This window comes from Mycolicibacterium frederiksbergense (assembly GCF_012223425.1).
GTDB classification, from domain to species: domain Bacteria; phylum Actinomycetota; class Actinomycetes; order Mycobacteriales; family Mycobacteriaceae; genus Mycobacterium; species Mycobacterium frederiksbergense.
In genome coordinates this window covers 3,453,814-3,469,643 of record NZ_CP038799.1, presented here as the reverse complement: position 1 = coordinate 3,469,643, position 15,830 = coordinate 3,453,814, and the positions used below count along the sequence as shown (strand labels likewise).

The 15,830-nt window shown below is 66.3% G+C and carries 17 protein-coding genes; 11 read left to right on the top strand and 6 right to left on the bottom strand.

Annotation, left to right across the window (positions count from 1 at the left end):
- Positions 1-50: 50 nt before the first annotated feature.
- The 3 genes from dusB to phoU all read left to right on the top strand — a co-directional run bounded on the left by dusB (position 51) and on the right by phoU (position 4,137).
- Positions 51-1,136: a tRNA dihydrouridine synthase DusB gene (dusB, locus tag EXE63_RS19800; protein ID WP_234904189.1), complete on the top strand. Its 1,086-nt coding sequence runs from the start codon at positions 51-53 to the stop codon at positions 1,134-1,136.
- 212 nt (positions 1,137-1,348) lie between these two features.
- Positions 1,349-3,382, top strand: coding sequence for an LCP family protein (locus EXE63_RS19795; RefSeq protein ID WP_168143331.1), 2,034 nt, complete (start codon positions 1,349-1,351; stop codon positions 3,380-3,382).
- An 86-nt stretch (positions 3,383-3,468) separates the two neighbouring features.
- Positions 3,469-4,137 (top strand): phosphate signaling complex protein PhoU, encoded by a 669-nt coding sequence (gene phoU / locus EXE63_RS19790; RefSeq protein WP_168143330.1) that lies wholly within the window; start codon positions 3,469-3,471, stop codon positions 4,135-4,137.
- A 2-nt stretch (positions 4,138-4,139) separates the two neighbouring features.
- On the opposite strand, the gene EXE63_RS19785 is transcribed toward phoU, so the two are convergent.
- Positions 4,140-4,652: a MarR family winged helix-turn-helix transcriptional regulator gene (locus EXE63_RS19785; protein ID WP_168143329.1), complete on the bottom strand. Its 513-nt coding sequence runs from the start codon at positions 4,650-4,652 to the stop codon at positions 4,140-4,142.
- Positions 4,653-4,734: 82 nt separating this feature from the next.
- Between EXE63_RS19785 and EXE63_RS19780 the strand changes: the two genes are divergently transcribed.
- Positions 4,735-5,709: a quinone oxidoreductase family protein gene (locus EXE63_RS19780; protein ID WP_168143328.1), complete on the top strand. Its 975-nt coding sequence runs from the start codon at positions 4,735-4,737 to the stop codon at positions 5,707-5,709.
- Here the strand turns inward: EXE63_RS19780 and pstB are convergent.
- Genes pstB through pstS form a run of 4 tightly spaced genes read right to left on the bottom strand, consistent with a single transcriptional unit; the run spans position 5,706 to position 9,623 of the window.
- Positions 5,706-6,482, bottom strand: coding sequence for a phosphate ABC transporter ATP-binding protein PstB (pstB, locus tag EXE63_RS19775; RefSeq protein ID WP_168143327.1), 777 nt, complete (start codon positions 6,480-6,482; stop codon positions 5,706-5,708). The two genes, EXE63_RS19780 and pstB, sit on opposite strands and share 4 nt — an antisense overlap.
- A 12-nt stretch (positions 6,483-6,494) precedes the next feature.
- A complete protein-coding gene (gene pstA, locus EXE63_RS19770; RefSeq protein WP_168143326.1) occupies positions 6,495-7,409 on the bottom strand; it encodes a phosphate ABC transporter permease PstA in 915 nt (304 codons plus the stop codon).
- The gene (gene pstC, locus EXE63_RS19765) at positions 7,406-8,479 is read right to left on the bottom strand and encodes a phosphate ABC transporter permease subunit PstC (RefSeq protein WP_168143325.1); all 1,074 of its coding nucleotides are present in this window, start codon (positions 8,477-8,479) and stop codon (positions 7,406-7,408) included. The genes pstA and pstC overlap by 4 nt, the downstream gene beginning before the upstream one ends.
- Before the next feature lie 49 nt (positions 8,480-8,528).
- The gene (gene pstS, locus EXE63_RS19760) at positions 8,529-9,623 is read right to left on the bottom strand and encodes a phosphate ABC transporter substrate-binding protein PstS (RefSeq protein ID WP_168145665.1); all 1,095 of its coding nucleotides are present in this window, start codon (positions 9,621-9,623) and stop codon (positions 8,529-8,531) included.
- Between the two features lie 236 nt (positions 9,624-9,859).
- Between pstS and EXE63_RS19755 the strand changes: the two genes are divergently transcribed.
- The 7 genes from EXE63_RS19755 to arsA are packed head-to-tail and all read left to right on the top strand — an operon-like array spanning position 9,860 to position 15,314.
- A complete protein-coding gene (locus EXE63_RS19755) occupies positions 9,860-10,537 on the top strand; it encodes an arsenate reductase/protein-tyrosine-phosphatase family protein (protein ID WP_168143324.1) in 678 nt (225 codons plus the stop codon).
- A gap of 14 nt (positions 10,538-10,551) precedes the next feature.
- On the top strand, positions 10,552-11,226 hold the full coding sequence (locus EXE63_RS19750) for an arsenate reductase ArsC (protein ID WP_168143323.1): 675 nt from the start codon (positions 10,552-10,554) through the stop codon (positions 11,224-11,226).
- Positions 11,227-11,281: 55 nt separating this feature from the next.
- Positions 11,282-11,659 carry an ArsR/SmtB family transcription factor gene (locus tag EXE63_RS19745; protein WP_168143322.1) on the top strand — a complete coding sequence of 126 codons (378 nt, stop codon included), beginning with the start codon at positions 11,282-11,284 and terminating at the stop codon, positions 11,657-11,659.
- Positions 11,656-12,753, top strand: coding sequence for an ACR3 family arsenite efflux transporter (arsB, locus tag EXE63_RS19740; RefSeq protein WP_168143321.1), 1,098 nt, complete (start codon positions 11,656-11,658; stop codon positions 12,751-12,753). Before EXE63_RS19745 ends, arsB begins: the two co-directional genes overlap by 4 nt.
- Positions 12,750-13,169, top strand: a complete 420-nt coding sequence (locus tag EXE63_RS19735) for an arsenate-mycothiol transferase ArsC (protein ID WP_168143320.1) — start codon at positions 12,750-12,752, stop codon at positions 13,167-13,169. The genes arsB and EXE63_RS19735 overlap by 4 nt, the downstream gene beginning before the upstream one ends.
- The gene (arsD, locus tag EXE63_RS19730) at positions 13,166-13,540 is read left to right on the top strand and encodes an arsenite efflux transporter metallochaperone ArsD (protein WP_168143319.1); all 375 of its coding nucleotides are present in this window, start codon (positions 13,166-13,168) and stop codon (positions 13,538-13,540) included. Before EXE63_RS19735 ends, arsD begins: the two co-directional genes overlap by 4 nt.
- Before the next feature lie 4 nt (positions 13,541-13,544).
- Positions 13,545-15,314, top strand: a complete 1,770-nt coding sequence (gene arsA, locus EXE63_RS19725; RefSeq protein ID WP_168143318.1) for an arsenical pump-driving ATPase — start codon at positions 13,545-13,547, stop codon at positions 15,312-15,314.
- On the opposite strand, the gene EXE63_RS19720 is transcribed toward arsA, so the two are convergent.
- Entirely contained in the window at positions 15,311-15,796 is a 486-nt protein-coding gene (locus tag EXE63_RS19720) for an ArsI/CadI family heavy metal resistance metalloenzyme (RefSeq protein WP_168143317.1), read from the bottom strand. The two genes, arsA and EXE63_RS19720, sit on opposite strands and share 4 nt — an antisense overlap.
- Between the last annotated feature and the right edge of the window lie 34 nt (positions 15,797-15,830).

Below are 15,830 nucleotides of genomic sequence, written 5' to 3'. Positions count from 1 at the left end.
GCTTACAGATCGGGCCGCTCGCGTTGCGCAGCCCGGTCGTGCTGGCGCCGATGGCGGGTGTGACAAATGTCGCGTTCCGGACGCTGTGCCGTGAACTCGAGGTGGCCCGGGCCGGCACCGTCAGCGGTCTCTACGTCTGCGAGATGGTCACCGCGCGTGCCCTCGTCGAGCGGCACCCGGTCACCATGCACATGACGACCTTCGCGCCCGACGAGTCGCCGCGGTCGCTGCAGCTCTACACCGTGGACCCGGACACCACCTACGCGGCGGCCAAGATGATCGTCGAGGAGAATCTGGCCGACCACATCGACATGAACTTCGGCTGCCCCGTCCCCAAGGTCACCAAGCGCGGCGGCGGGTCGGCGATCCCCTACAAGCGCAAGCTGTTCGGCAAGATCGTCGCGGCCGCGGTACGGGCGACACAGGGCACCGATGTCCCGGTGACGGTGAAGTTCCGGATCGGCATCGACGACGACCACCACACCCACCTGGACGCCGGCCGCATCGCCGAGTCCGAGGGCGCGGCGGCCGTGGCGCTGCACGCCCGCACCGCCGCACAGCGGTACTCGGGGACCGCCGACTGGAGCCAGATCGCCGCGCTCAAGCAGCACGTGACCACCATCCCGGTGCTCGGCAACGGCGATATCTTCGACGCCACCGACGCCCTGGCGATGATGGAACAGACCGGGTGTGACGGAGTCGTCATCGGCCGCGGCTGCCTGGGCCGGCCATGGCTGTTCGCCGAACTGTCGGCGGCCTTCAACGGGCGCCCGATCGCGACCCCACCGACGCTCGGCGAGGTCGCCCATATCGTGCGTCGCCACGGCGAGTTGCTCGCCGCCCACTTCGGTGAGGACAAGGGCATGCGCGACATCCGCAAGCATGTCGCCTGGTACATGCACGGCTTCCCCGCCGGCGCCGACCTGCGTCGGGCATTGGCACTGGTCAAGACCATGAGTGAGCTCGACGAACTGCTCGGTGCACTCGACGCGGATGTGCCGTTCCCGGAGGTCGCGGGCGGGCCGCGCGGCCGCCAGGGCTCCCCCGGATCGGTCAGCCTGCCCCAGGGTTGGCTCGATGATCCCGATGACCTGACGGTGCCCACCGGCGCGGATGTGATGAACTCCGGCGGCTGACTCTGGCGAGATGATCCCGAGACCGCTCCGTCACGTCAGCGCGCTGTCCGACTCTCAGGTTGTCTCAGTACGATGAAAGGCCACCTGACCGGGCTCCGGTGGCGGAGCCACGTGCAGTGCTGCTAAAAGGATTAGCAGCAGCTTTTCATTAAGCACCGATGAGAACGTGTGCAACGGCGCGCACGACCCCACGAGCCGAAGGCCGGTAGGACATGAGTGACGGCGATAACGCCACTCCTGACCGGCCCGACCGCGCGCCCGGGGCGGACAATCAATGGCTTACCCGATCCCCGCGATCGGCACCAGGCGCCACGCCGTGGGAACGCGCCCAGCAGTCGGTTCCGCCGGATACCGCGACCGGTAACCACACCGACGGCGTGACCGTCGCCGACCTGATCGCCAAACTGGCGGCCGACCAGCCCACCGGCACCGGCCGTAAACGGCGCCGGGCGGACCCCGACGAGGACGACGAGACACCCGCCCCCGAGAGTGCCGCCGAGATCACCGACCCGGTCGAACCGATCGACGCCGTGATCTTCGAGCCGGCCCCGTCCGATGACCCGCTCCGGCGCGACCCGACCGAACCCGTCACCGAGGTCATGCACGTGCCCTCGGCCTACGCCGCCGAACTGCCCGACCTGGCGGCGGTCCGGCCGCCGCGGCCCCTGCACACCTCGCGCCCGGCGCCGGTGCAGCATCACCGGGCCCGCACCCTCGGCCGGGTGGCCGCCGCCCTGATCGCGGTGTGTGCGCTGGCGCTCACCGGCGGCGCCTGGCAATGGCAGTCGATGAAGAACAACAGCCTCAACCAGGTGTCCGCGCTGGACCCCAATTCGCGCGATATCGTCGACCCCAACGCCCAGTTCGGCGACGAGAACTTCCTGATCGTCGGCACCGACACCCGCATCGGCCAGAACAGTGAGGTCGGCGCGGGCACCACCGATGACGCGGCAGGCGCCCGGTCGGACACCATCATGCTGGTCAACATTCCGGCTGACCGCAAACGTGTTGTCGCCGTGTCGTTCCCGCGAGATCTGGCGATCACGCCGATCAAGTGCGAACCGTGGGATCCCGAGACCGGGATCTACGGACCGATCACCGACGAAGAATCTCCGATGTACGGCATGGACGAGGCCTGGACCGAGACCAAGCTGAATTCCGCCTACGCCGTCGGCGGACCCAAGTGCCTGGTGAAGGTGATCCAGAAGCTCTCCGGCCTGTCGGTCAACCGCTTCATGGCCGTCGACTTCACCGGCTTCGCCAAGATGGTCGACGCGCTCGGCGGCGTCGAGGTGTGCAGCACCACCCCGCTGGAGGACTACGAACTGGGCACCGTGCTGGCCAACCCGGGCCGGCAGATGGTCGACGGACACACCGCGCTGAACTACGTGCGCGCCCGCCAGGTGACCACCGAGGTCAACGGCGATTACGGCCGCATCAAGCGCCAGCAGCTCTTTCTGTCCTCGCTGTTGCGCTCCCTGATCTCCAAAGAGGTGTTCTTCAGCCTCAGCAAGCTCAACAACGTCGTCAACATGTTCATCGAGGACAGTTTCGTCGACAACATCAGAACGAAGGATCTCGTCGACCTCGGCCAGTCCGTGCAGGGTGTGAACGCCGGACGGATCACCTTTGTCACGGTGCCCACCACCGGCTACGCCGACGACTACGGCAACGAGCAGCCCCGCGTCGACGATATGGCCGCGCTGTTCGAGGCGATCATCAACGACGATCCGCTGCCCGAGGAACGCAACGCGGACAACACCCCGGTGCCCGAGTCCTCCGAAACCGGCAGCCACTCACCGTCATCGGCGGATCCGGACGGCGAGTTGGTCGACGCGGTGGCCACCGATCCCGGTGCGGTCACGGTGCGGGTGTCGAACTCGACCGGCGAATCCGGACTGGCCAGCAATGCCGCCGATGTGTTGCAGCAACACGGATTCAACATCGACACCCCCGATGACTACCCCGGCCCGCTGAGCTCGACGACGGTGTTCTTCTCGCCGGGCAACGAGCAGGCCGCCGCGACCGTGGCCTCGTCGTTCGACAACGCCACCATCGAACGGGTGACGGGGATGGGCGACGTGGTGCGGGTGGTGCTCGGCTCCGATTTCAGCTCCGTGACCCCGCCCTCGCCGAGCGGATCGCCGGTGCAGGTGCACATGGTGCGCGGAACCAGCAGTGCGCCGACCACCGAACTCCCCGAAGATCTCACCGTCACCAACGCGGCCGACACAACCTGCGAATAGTTCGATCCCACCCGCGCGATGGGCATTCACCTTTCGTTCATCTGTGGCATCGTGACCTTCGGGCCCGGCAACCGTAAGGTAATCCCATGCGTACTGCGTATCAAGAACAGCTGTCTTCCTTGACCGTTCAGCTCGGCGAGATGTGCGGCCTGGCCGGCGTGGCCATGGAACGTGCGACCCAGTCGTTGCTGCAGGCGGATCTGGCACTGGCCGAACAGGTCATCTCCGACCACGACCGCATCAGCGAGATCAGCGTCCGCGCCGAGGAAGCCGCTTTCATGCTGCTGGCCCTGCAGGGACCGGTTGCCGGAGATCTGCGCGCGATCGTCAGCGGGATCCAGATCGTTGCCGATGTGGACCGGATGGGCGCGCTCGCCCTGCACGTCGCCAAGATCGCCCGCCGCCGCCATCCCCAGCACGCCCTGCCCGAGGAGGTCAACGGGTACTTCGCCGAAATGGGCCGGGTTGCAGTCGAATTGAGCCGTAGCGCGCAAGAGGTGCTGGAGACCCTGGACCCGGAGAAGGCCTCCCGGATCCGCGAGGAAGACGATGCGATGGACGATCTGCATCGCCACCTGTTCTCGGTGCTGATGGACAAGGACTGGAAGTACGGCGTCACCGCCGCCGTCGATGTGACGTTGCTGAGTCGCTTCTACGAGCGCTTCGCCGACCACGCCGTCGAAGTAGCCCGCCGGGTGATCTTCACCGCCACCGGATCGTTCCCGGAGGACACGACGTTCGACGAGCCGCGCTGACGTCAGCTCTCGGCCGCCACGATCCGCACTCCCTCCTTGCGGGCGGCCAGCAGGTCCCGTAGCACCGTTTCCAGTACCTTCAGGTCGGCGTTGCTGTAGCGCTGCAGGAATTCACGCAGGCCCAGGTCCATCTCGGCGTGCATCTCCCGGTGCGCGGCGCTGACCAGCGCCCCGTCCGCGGTGAGCTCCAGTTGGATCTCTTTGCGGTTGCCGGGCACCGGCGCGCGCACCACCAGACCGGCCTCGACCAGGCGCTGCACATGCTTGGACACCGTTCCCTTGAGCTGGCCGGATTTGCCGGCCAGCCCGACCAGGCTCATCGGCCCGTCCGCGATGGCGCCGAGCAGGTGCATCGACAGTGTCGGCAGTCCGCGAACGGTCCCCTCCAGCCGTTTCGGGCAACGCTGGGCGATGAAATCGCGCTCCGGGTCGCCGTCCTCGTCGGCATCGAACTTGTCCCCGACCACGCCGATCAGCGTGTTGATCGCGTCGATCAGCGCCAATTTGGTTTTCACCGAAACCATATTGCCATCCCCGGGCTCGCGCCGTACATTGTTTCCATAGAAACCATATTCATGGAAACCATGGGAGCAGATCATGAAGGCAGCGGTCGTCACCGAATGGGGCCAGTCACCCACCTACACCGACTTCGCCGACCCGCGGCCCGGTGACGGTACCGTCGCAGCGACGGTCGAAGCCTGCGCACTGACCAACCTCACCAAGGCGCTCATCAGCGGGAAGCATTACGCCAGTGGCGAACTCACGCTTCCCGCGATCCCCGGAGCGGACGGCGTGGCCCGGCTCGACGACGGCCGCCGGGTGTACACCGGCGCGGTGGCGCCCTACGGCATGATGGCCGAGCGCACGCTGATCAGCGCCCACGGATTCGTCGAGCTGCCGGAGGGCGTGGATCTCGTGACCGCTGCCGCCGTACCGAATCCCGGCATATCGGCCTGGGCCGCACTGGAGTTCGCCGCCGGCCTGCAACCCGGACAGAGCGTGCTGGTTCTTGGGGCGACCGGCGTCACCGGATCGATGGCCGTGCAGCTGGCCAGGTCGGTGTTCGGCGCCGGGCGCGTGGTCGTCACCGGCCGCGACGAGAGCCGGCTGCAGTGGCTACGCACCGTCGGCGCCGACGAGGCCCTCAACCTCGGCGACGCCGGTGTGAGCGAGCAGATCAGCACACTGCATACCGAGCGACCGTTCGACGTGGTGCTGGACTACCTCTGGGGCGAGCCGGCCGCGAAGACCCTCACCGCGCTGGCCGCCGGCCACCCGGCCGCGCACCACCACCACACCCGGTTCGTGCAGATCGGATCGATGGCCGGACCCGATATCGAGTTGCCGGCCGCCATCCTGCGCGGCACCGGCATCACCATGTCGGGTGTCGGTATCGGCAGTGTGCCCCCGGAGGTGCTGGCGCGGATACGCACCGACGCCCTGCCGCGGCTCTTCGACATGGTCGCCACCGGCGCCATCGAGTTGCGCACGCGAACCCGCCCGCTGGCCGAGGTCACCGACGCCTGGACCACCGCCGAGCCGTCCGGCACCAGGGTGGTGCTGGTCCCCTAGCCGAAGCGGCCGGAGATGTAGTCCTCGGTGGCCTTCTGGGTGGGGTTGGAGAAGATCTTCTCGGTGTCGTCGATCTCGATGAGCTGGCCGGGCTTGCCGGTGGCCTCGAGGTTGAAGAACGCCGTCTGATCGCTGACCCGGGCGGCCTGCTGCATGTTGTGCGTGACGATGACGATGGTGAAATCCTGCTTCAGCGTCGAGATCAGGTCCTCGATCGCCAGCGTGGAGATCGGATCCAGCGCCGAACACGGCTCATCCATCAGCAGCACATCGGGCTGCACCGCGATGGCGCGGGCGATGCACAGACGCTGCTGCTGACCGCCGGAGAGGCCACCACCGGGCTTGTCGAGGCGGTCCTTGACCTCGTTCCACAGGTTGGCGCCCTTGAGCGAACGCTCGGTGGTCTCATCGAGGGTCTTCTTGTTGCGGACGCCCTGCAGCTTCAGACCGGCCACCACGTTGTCGCGGATCGACATGGTGGGGAACGGGTTCGGACGCTGGAACACCATGCCGATGGTCTTGCGCACACCCACCGGGTCGACGCCGGCGCCGTAGATGTCGTCGCCGTCCAGCAGCACCGAGCCCTTGACGTACGCGCCGGGGATGACCTCGTGCATGCGGTTCAGCGTGCGCAGCACGGTGGACTTGCCGCAGCCCGACGGGCCGATGAACGCCGTCACGCTGCGCGGTTCGACCGACAGCGACACGTTCTGCACGGCGTGGAACGCACCGTAGTAGATGTTGACGTCTTTGAGATCCAGCCGCTTGGCCATGTCAGATAACTCCTAAACCTTCTTGGGGGCGAAGAACTTGGCGATGAACCGCGCGCCGACATTGAGCAGCGCGATGAGGACCACGAGAGTGAGCGCAGCGCCCCACAGCCGGTCGGTCGGAACCGGGTTGGCGCCGGCGCCCGCCGAAGTCTGATCGAACATCATGCCGGGCAGCGAACCCATGAAGCCGCTGAACATGTCGAAGTTCATGGCCTGGGCGTAGCCCACCAGGATCAACAGCGGCGCCGTCTCGCCCATGACGCGGGCCAGCGACAGCAGGATGCCGGTGACGATGCCCGACAGCGCGGTGGGCACCACGATGGCCGAGATGGTCTTCCATTTCGGCACCCCGAGTGCGTAACTCGCCTCGCGCAGGTCCATCGGCACGATGCGGAGCATCTCCTCGGTGGCGCGCACGATGACCGGAATCATCAAGAGCACCAAGGCGAGTGACACCGCCAGGCCGGAACGCTGGAAGCCCAGCGTCGCCACCCACAGCGCATAGATGAACAGGGCCGCCACGATGGAGGGCACGCCGGTGAGGATGTCGACCATGAAGGTGGTCACCTTGCCCAGTCGGGTTCCGCCGCCGTACTCCACCAGATAGATGGCGACGAAGATGCCGATCGGGATGGAGATGACCGCACAGACCAGGGCTTGCAGCAGCGAGCCGACGATGGCGTGGTAAGCACCGCCACCGGGCTGGAAGGCCGTCATACCTGCCTGCGAGTTCATCCACCAGGTGCTCGACAGCACCACACCGATGCCCTTGGAGACCACGGTGTAGAGCACCCACACCAGCGGGACGATCGCCACGACCACCGACGCGGTGACGAGCACCGTGGCGAGATTGTCGGTGAACTTCCTTCTGCCACTGACGCCCTGGAAGGTGGGGGCCTTGATCGGTTGATCCAGCGTTGCGGTCATGAGGCGGACCGGTCCTTTCCGGAAACCGCGGCACGGGCCAGCGAGTTCACCACGAACGTGAGGATGAACAGCACCAGGCCTGCCGCGATATAGGCACCGGCCTTGTACTGGTCGTTGAATTCCGAAGCGGCCGAGGCGATCTTGCTGGCGAAGGTGAAGCCACCGTCGAACAGCGACCAACCGAACGCGGTCTGGGTGCCGCGCAGGATGATCAGCAGGGCGATGGTCTCACCGAGGGCGCGGCCCAAGCCGAGCATGGCGCCGCTGATGTAGCCCGACATGCCGAACGGCAGCACCGTCGTGCGCACGACCTCCCAGCGGGTGGCGCCCAGCGCCAGCGCGGCCTCGATCTGGCCGCGCGGTGTCTGGACGAACACCTCACGGGTGACGGCGGTGATGATCGGCAGGATCATCACCGCGAGCACGATGCCCGCGGTGAAGATCGTGCCACCGCCGGCCACCGACGCGTTGCCCGTGGAGAACAGGAACAGCCAGCTCATGTTCTCGTTGAGCCACACCGCCACCGGTTTGATGGCCGGGGCGAGGACGTACAGACCCCATACGCCGTAGATGATCGACGGCACCGCGGCCAAAAGGTCGACCAGGTAGGCCAGCGGGCCCTTGACCCGCTTGTGCGCATAGTTGGTCAGGTAGATCGCGATACCGAGGGCCACCGGCATCGCCAGCAGCAGGGCGAACACCGAGACGAACACCGTGACCTGCAGCAGGTCCAGGATGCCGAACGACATCGCCGACGTGTCGGTGGTGATCCAGTTGCCGCCGAAGAGGAAGAAGTTCTCCTGATTGCGGGTCAGCGCCGGGATCGCCCGCCACAGCAGGAAGATGCCGATCGCGGCGATGATCGCGATGACCAGGACGCCCGAGCCGGTGGCGAGCCCGCTGAAGATGCGGTCGCCAGGCCGCATCTTCGAGTTCTTCGACGGGTCCGTCGAGATCGGAGTGGGCTCGGGGAAGGGTGCGGCAAGGGCCCCACCCGACCCCGAGTCTGCTGGATTCGGAATAGTCACGGAACTACCGTCTGAACCCTTCTCGATACCTTGATACGTCATGCGGTCTCCGCACCCATCCTCGCCTCGATTTAGCCGCTACGCCAGTGGACTAGGAAGCCGGCCCGATGGCCTCGATGGAGGTCAGCAGACGCTCCTTGAACTTCTCCGGCAGCGGCACGTAGCCGGCCGAGGACAGTCCGGCCTGCCCGTCATTGGCGGCGACGGTCAGGAACGACTTGACGGCCGCGGCGGTCTCGGCGTCGTATCCGTCCGAGCAGACGACCTCGTAGGTGGCCAGCACCAGCGGGTAGGCGCCGGGCTCCTGCGTGCCGTACAGCGAGGCCAGATCCAGCGTCAGGTCATTGCCCTCGGCGGCGAACTTGGCGGCGTCGATGGCCTTACCGGCGGACTCGTCGGTCAGTTCGACCGCGCCGCCGCCGTTGTCGATCTGCGCGTAGGGAATGCCTGCCTGATCGGCGAAGCCCTTCTCCACGTAGCCGATGGAGCCCGGGGTGGCCTGCACGGCCTGCGCCACGCCCGCGGACTTCTGCGCACCCTCGCCCGCGCCGCCCTGGAACTCGCTGCCGTCGCCCTTGGTCCACGCGCCGGCCGAGGCGGCGTCCAGGTACTTCTGGAAGTTGTCGGTGGTGCCCGAGGAATCGGAACGGAAGATCGGGGTGATGTCGGTGTCGGGCAGGGTCTTGCCCTCGTTCAGCGCGGCGATGGCCGGGTCGTTCCACGTGGTGATCTGGCCCTGGAAGATCTTGGCCAGGGTGTCACCGTTGAGCACCAGGCCGTCGACGCCCTCGATGTTGTAGGCCATCGCGATGGGACCGAAGACCAGCGGCAGGTTCCAGGCCGGGTTGCCACCACAACGCTCGGCGGCCTGCTGCGCCTGATCTTCCTTGATCGCCGAGTCGGAGCCTGCGAAATCCACGTTGCCCGCGACGAACTGCTCACGGCCCGCACCCGAGCCGGTGGGGTTGTACGAGAGGTTCTTGCCCTGGCACTTCTGGCCCCACACCTGGTTGAACAGTGCGACAGCGTTCTGCTGCGCGGTCGAACCCTCGGCGGTGATCGAGTTCTTGCCGCCGCAGTCCGCGGACGCCGACGACGTACCGGAATCCGAGCCGCTGGTGGCGGTGCTGCCCGAGTTGTTGTCGCTTCCACATGCGGACAGCAGCAGGGTGCCGGCGGCCAACATGCTCAGCGCGGCACCAGATCGATTGGCCTTCACGAAGCTCCTTCAAATACGGATGTGTAGGGAGGAAACGCATGTCGCGTCGAGCAGATCTTTCGTCGCTCGGCTGTGAACCTAGGGGCCACCCGTGAATCGATGCCCTACGGATGGTGAACGAGAGATGAACCGACAAGGGCCGACCGGGAAGAACGCGCCAGCGGCGTTGACATCAGCGAATTGACTCAGTAAATATTGAGTCAATGTCTACTGAGGTGAATGCCGGAAGCACCGACCGGGTCGCGGTGTTCGGCGCCCTCGCCGATCCGGTGCGACTGGCCATCGTCGATCACCTGCTCGGCGCCGACGCTTCACCGTCGGAACTGCAGGCGATGCTGTCGATGCCCTCCAACCTGCTGGCCCACCACCTGAAGGTGCTGGAGCGAGCTCGCGTCGTCGAGAGGTCCCGTTCGGAGGCCGACCGCCGGCGCATCTATCTCAGGCTCAATCACGCCGCGCTGGAGACCCTGGTTCCGGCGGTGAGCCGACGGGCACATCGCGTGGTCTTCGTCTGCACCCAGAACTCGGCTCGCAGCCAACTGGCCGCGGCCATCTGGAACCGGCACAGCCCGGTGCCCGCCACCTCGGCCGGCACCCAACCGGCCCGGCAGGTACACCCCGGCGCCGTGGACGCGGCACGGCGCAACAACCTCGACCTGCGTCCGACCAAACCCCGCCATCTCGACGACATTCTGACTCCGTCGGATCTCGTGATCGCGGTGTGCGACAACGCGCACGAAGAGTTGCCGCCCGAGCTCACCCGCATGCACTGGTCGGTCCGCGATCCCGCACGGACAGCTCTGCCTGCCGCCTTCGACGACGCGGTGCACGAACTCACCGACCGCATCGACCGCATCGCCCCCACCCTCCAACCCCTCTGATTAGGGAGCAGCACATGAGCGACAACATCACCGAGAGCCATCCGCACCTGCGTCACGACCTGTCGATCGACCAGCGACTGGCCCTGAAGACAGCCGCAACACGGCTTCAGAAGGACTTCGAGAGCATGTTCGGCACCGAGACGATCGAGCTGTTCCTGCACACGTCCTACGAACAGTTCGCCGGCCGGGCCAGCGTGCCCAACTTTCTGCCCCTGCTCGCCGAGCGCTTCGCCCGTCAACGCCTGCGCGCCCTGGCCAAGGTCGAGGGCAAGGCCAACGACGGAAAGCCGATCGTGCTGTTCCTGTGCACCCACAACGCCGGCCGCTCGCAGATGGCGTTGGGCTTCTTCACCCATCTCGCCGGCGATGCCGCGGTCGCGTGGTCGGGCGGTTCCGAACCCGGCGACGAAGTGAACCCCGCCGCGGTCGCGGCGATGGCCGAACGGGGCATCGACATCTCCCGTGAGTACCCGAAGCCGTGGACGGACGAGATCGTGCAGGCAGCCGACGCGATCATCACCATGGGGTGCGGCGATGCCTGTCCGATCTTCCCGGGACGCCGCTACGAGGAGTGGGTGCTCGAAGACCCGCACGGCCAGGGCGTCGACGCGGTCAGGCCCATCCGCGACGAGATCGAGCGGCGGGTTCGCATCCTGCTCGCCGAACTCGACGTGCCGGTGCACGCATAGGTGTGCCGTGGTCCGGCCCATTGTGTGCAGATTCGATAGATGTCAATATAGATATATGTCGAAGTCACTGCTAAGGGTCGGCCCGCCCATCGGGCGCGCAGCACTCGACGAAAACACATGCACGCCGCTGGCCCAGATGTTCAAGGCACTGGGAGATCCGGTCCGGCTGCGCCTGCTGAGCCTGATCGCCAGCAGTGCCGGCGGCGAAGCGTGCGTCTGCGACATCTCCAGCACCTTCGACCTGTCCCAGCCGACCATCTCCCACCACCTCAAGGTGCTGCGCGCCGCCGGGATCCTGGACAGCGAGCGACGCGGCTCGTGGGTGTACTACCGGGCCATTCCCGAAGCACTACAACAGCTTTCGACCATCCTGCAGGTCGAGAGCGGAACCCCCACACCATCCGATGCGTGTACCGAGGAGACCGTGCGATGAGCACCACCCCCACCACCGCCGATCAGTCCGCGGTGGTCAAGAAACTGTCCGCGCTGGACCGCATGCTGCCGGTGTGGATCGGCATCGCCATGGTGGCAGGCCTGCTGCTCGGCAGGCTCATTCCCGGCCTCGGCGACACGCTCGGTGCCGTCGAGTTCGACGGCGTTTCGCTCCCGATCGCCATCGGCCTGTTGGTGATGATGTATCCGGTGCTGGCCAAGGTCCGCTACGACCGCCTCGACTCGGTGACCGGGGACCGCAAGCTGCTGCTGTCCTCGCTGGTACTGAACTGGGTGTTCGGTCCGGCGCTGATGTTCGCACTGGCCTGGCTGATGTTGCCGGACCTACCGGAGTACCGCACCGGACTGATCATCGTGGGCCTGGCCCGCTGCATCGCCATGGTCATCATCTGGAACGACCTCGCATGTGGAGACCGGGAGGCCGCCGCCGTTCTGGTCGCCATCAACTCGGTGTTCCAGGTGTTCATGTTCGCCGTGCTCGGCTGGTTCTACCTGTCCGTGCTGCCGGGCTGGCTCGGTCTGGAGCAGACGTCCATCGACACCTCGGTATGGCAGATCGCCAAGTCGGTCCTCATCTTCCTCGGCATTCCGCTGATAGCCGGCTACCTCACCCGCCGGTTCGGCGAAAAAGCCAAGGGCCGCGACTGGTACGAGTCCCGGTTCCTGCCCAAGATCGGGCCGTGGGCGCTCTACGGCCTGCTCTTCACCATCGTCATTCTTTTTGCCCTGCAGGGTGATCAGATCATCTCGCGACCGTGGGATGTCGCGCGGATCGCGCTACCGTTGCTGGCCTACTTCGCCATCATGTGGGGCGGCGGCTACCTGCTGGGCGCCGCGATCGGACTCGGCTACGAGCGCACCACCACCTTGGCGTTCACCGCAGCAGGCAACAATTTCGAGCTGGCGATCGCGGTGGCCATCGCCACCTACGGCGTGACGTCCGGGCAGGCCCTCGCCGGAGTCGTCGGCCCACTCATCGAGGTCCCCGTCCTGGTTGCGCTGGTGTACGTATCGCTGGCGCTGCGTGGACGATTCGCCTCACCGTCCACCCCCGCGGTCGAGGAGCAGAAATGACCCGCAAACCAGCCGTGTTGTTCGTCTGCGCGAAGAACGGCGGCAAATCGCAGATGGCGGCCGGGCTGATGCGCCAACTCGCCGACGACGACGTGGACGTATATTCCGCCGGTACCACACCGGGATCCACCATCAACGCGCTCTCCGCGGAGAGCCTGCGCGAGGTCGGGGTCGATATCAGCGACGAAACACCGAAAGCAGTTGATCCACAACTGGTTCGCGATGTCGACGTAGTGGTGATCCTCGGACGGGAAGCCCGGCTCGAACCGGTCCCCGGCACCGAGTTCCAGAACTGGGACACCGATGAGCCCTCCGAACGCGGAATCGACGGCATCGAACGGATGCGCCTGGTACGCGACGACATCGCGGCCCGGGTCGCCGATCTCATGGCCCAACTCAAGGAGACTGTTCGATGAGCAAGGTCGAAGTATTCGAGCCCGCATTGTGTTGCGCGACAGGCGTGTGCGGCGAGGACGTGGATCAGCAACTGGTGACGTTCTCCGCCGACCTGGATTTCGTCGCCGGCCGCGGCGGCGATGTCTGCCGCTACAATCTGGCCAGCGAGCCGAGCGCGTTCGCCGAGAACGAATCTGTGCGTACCTTCCTCCAGATCGCCGGTTCCGAAGGTCTCCCGTTGACCTTGGTCGATGGCGTCACCGCCATGACCGGGCGCTACCCCGATCGCCACCAGCTGGTCATCTGGGCCGGAGTCGACGTGGCCACAACGAATCTGCTCGGCGACAGTTGCTGTGGCAGCACTGATTCCGATGCTTCCGGTTGTTGCTGAACTCGTGAAGTTCCTGGCGGAGTCCCCGCGGTTCCTGTTCTTCACCGGCAAGGGCGGGGTCGGCAAGACCTCGATCGCCTGCGCATCCGCGATCCACCTGGCTCGTGACGGCAAGCGGGTTCTATTGGTCAGCACGGACCCGGCGTCCAACGTGGGCCAGGTCTTCGGACTGACCATCGGCAACACCGTCACCGCCATCCCCTCCGTAGAAGGGCTGTCGGCACTGGAGATCGATCCGGATCAGGCCGCCGAGGCGTATCGCGAGCGGATCATCGGACCGGTGCGTGGCCTGTTGCCCGACAAGGAAATACAGTCGATCACCGAACAGCTGTCCGGGTCGTGCACCACCGAGATCGCCTCCTTCAACGAATTCACCGAATTGCTCACCGATTCGGACGGCCCGATGACGCAGTTCGATCACGTCGTGTTCGACACCGCGCCGACCGGGCACACCATCCGGCTGCTGCAGCTGCCCGGCTCGTGGACCGACTTTCTCAACGAAGGCAAGGGCGACGCCTCGTGCCTGGGGCCACTGTCCGGACTCGACAAACAGCGCGCGCTCTACGCCGGGGCCGTGGCGGCCCTGGCCGACCCGCGGCGCACCCGCTTGGTGCTCGTCGCTCGCGCGCAGAGGTCCACCCTGGCCGAAATCACCCGTACGCGTCGCGAGCTCGCGGCGATAGGCCTCACCCATCAGTACGTCGTGATCAACGGGGTGCTGCCTGCCGCTGCCACCGCCGGCGACCCGCTCGCCGAAGCGATCCGCACCCGCGAGCAGCGCGCCATCGCCGATCTGCCCGAGGAACTGCGTTCGCTCCCGATGGATCTGGTGGATCTCAAGACCACGAACATCGTCGGACTCGATGCGCTCACATCACTGTTCACACCCGATGCGGGTGCCCCCGATACAGGGGAACCGTTGGCCCTGGACGTGGCCGATGCCCCGCTGGCGGCTCTGGTCGACGAGCTCGCCATCGGGGACCACGGCTTGATCATGTGCATGGGCAAAGGTGGCGTCGGCAAGACCACCATTGCCGCCGCCATCGCCGTCGGCCTCGCCGAGCGTGGCCACAGCGTGCACCTGACCACCACGGATCCCGCCGGCCACCTCGCCGACATGCTGCACGGCAGCATGGACAATCTGCAGGTCTCCAGCATCGACCCGGTCGAGGCGACCCGCGCCTACCGCGATCATGTGCTGGCCACCAAGGGCGCCGCCCTCGACGACCGGGGAAAAGCGCTGCTCGAAGAGGATCTCCGCTCGCCCTGCACCGAGGAAGTCGCCGTGTTCCAGGCCTTCTCGCGTGCCATCGGCGAATCACGCAAGATGTTCGTGGTCGTCGACACCGCCCCGACCGGCCACACACTGTTGCTGCTGGATGCCACCGGCTCCTACCACCGCGAGATCGCCCGACAACTGGGCGACCGGCATTTCACCACCCCGCTGATGCGGTTGCAGGATCCCGAGCTGACCAAGGTCATCATCGTCACGCTGGCCGAGACCACCCCCGTGCTCGAAGCAGCGGGCCTGCAGCGTGAGCTCGTGCGCGCACAGATCCACCCGTGGGCGTGGGTCATCGACAACTCGCTTGCCGCCGCGCACCCCACCTCACCCTTGCTTCGCCGCCGGGCGGTCGCCGAACTGCCCGAGATCGACAAGGTGCGAGCCGATCAGGCAGGTCGGGTAGCGGTGGTACCGCTACTGGCGACCGAACCTGTCGGCATCCCCGCACTGAAGGCGCTCACCGTTTCCGGTGCCGCCGCGGTGCACTAGCAGCAGCTCGCTGCCACTCCCACCTTGGCATCATCGGTCGCCGGGGCCGAACTGCCGCAGCAGGTTTCGCCTTCGGGACCACCATCATCGGAATGCTGCGGGCTGGTCCCGAACGAGTCCGAATCGGCCAGCACGGTGTAGACCTCCCACCTCTCGCCGGCCGGGCCGGTCACCCAGACCTTGTCCTGCTTGGCAAAACAACACGTGGCGCCGATCTCCTCATCGGTGAACATGCCCTCGGCGCTGAGTCGGGCGATCTCCGAGTGCACCGTCGCACTGGATTCCACTTCGACACCCAGATGGTTGATGGTGCCGCCCTGACCGGGATTCTGGAACAGAACCAGCTTCAGCGGCGGCTCGGTGATCGCGAAGTTCGCGTACCCGTCCTTCACCTTGGCCGGTTCGGTGTTGAAGAGCGTGGAGTAGAACGTGACGGCCTCATCGAGGTCATCGACGTTGAGAGCGAGCTGAACACGGGACATTTCAGATACCTCCATACCTGTGTGACTTATATCG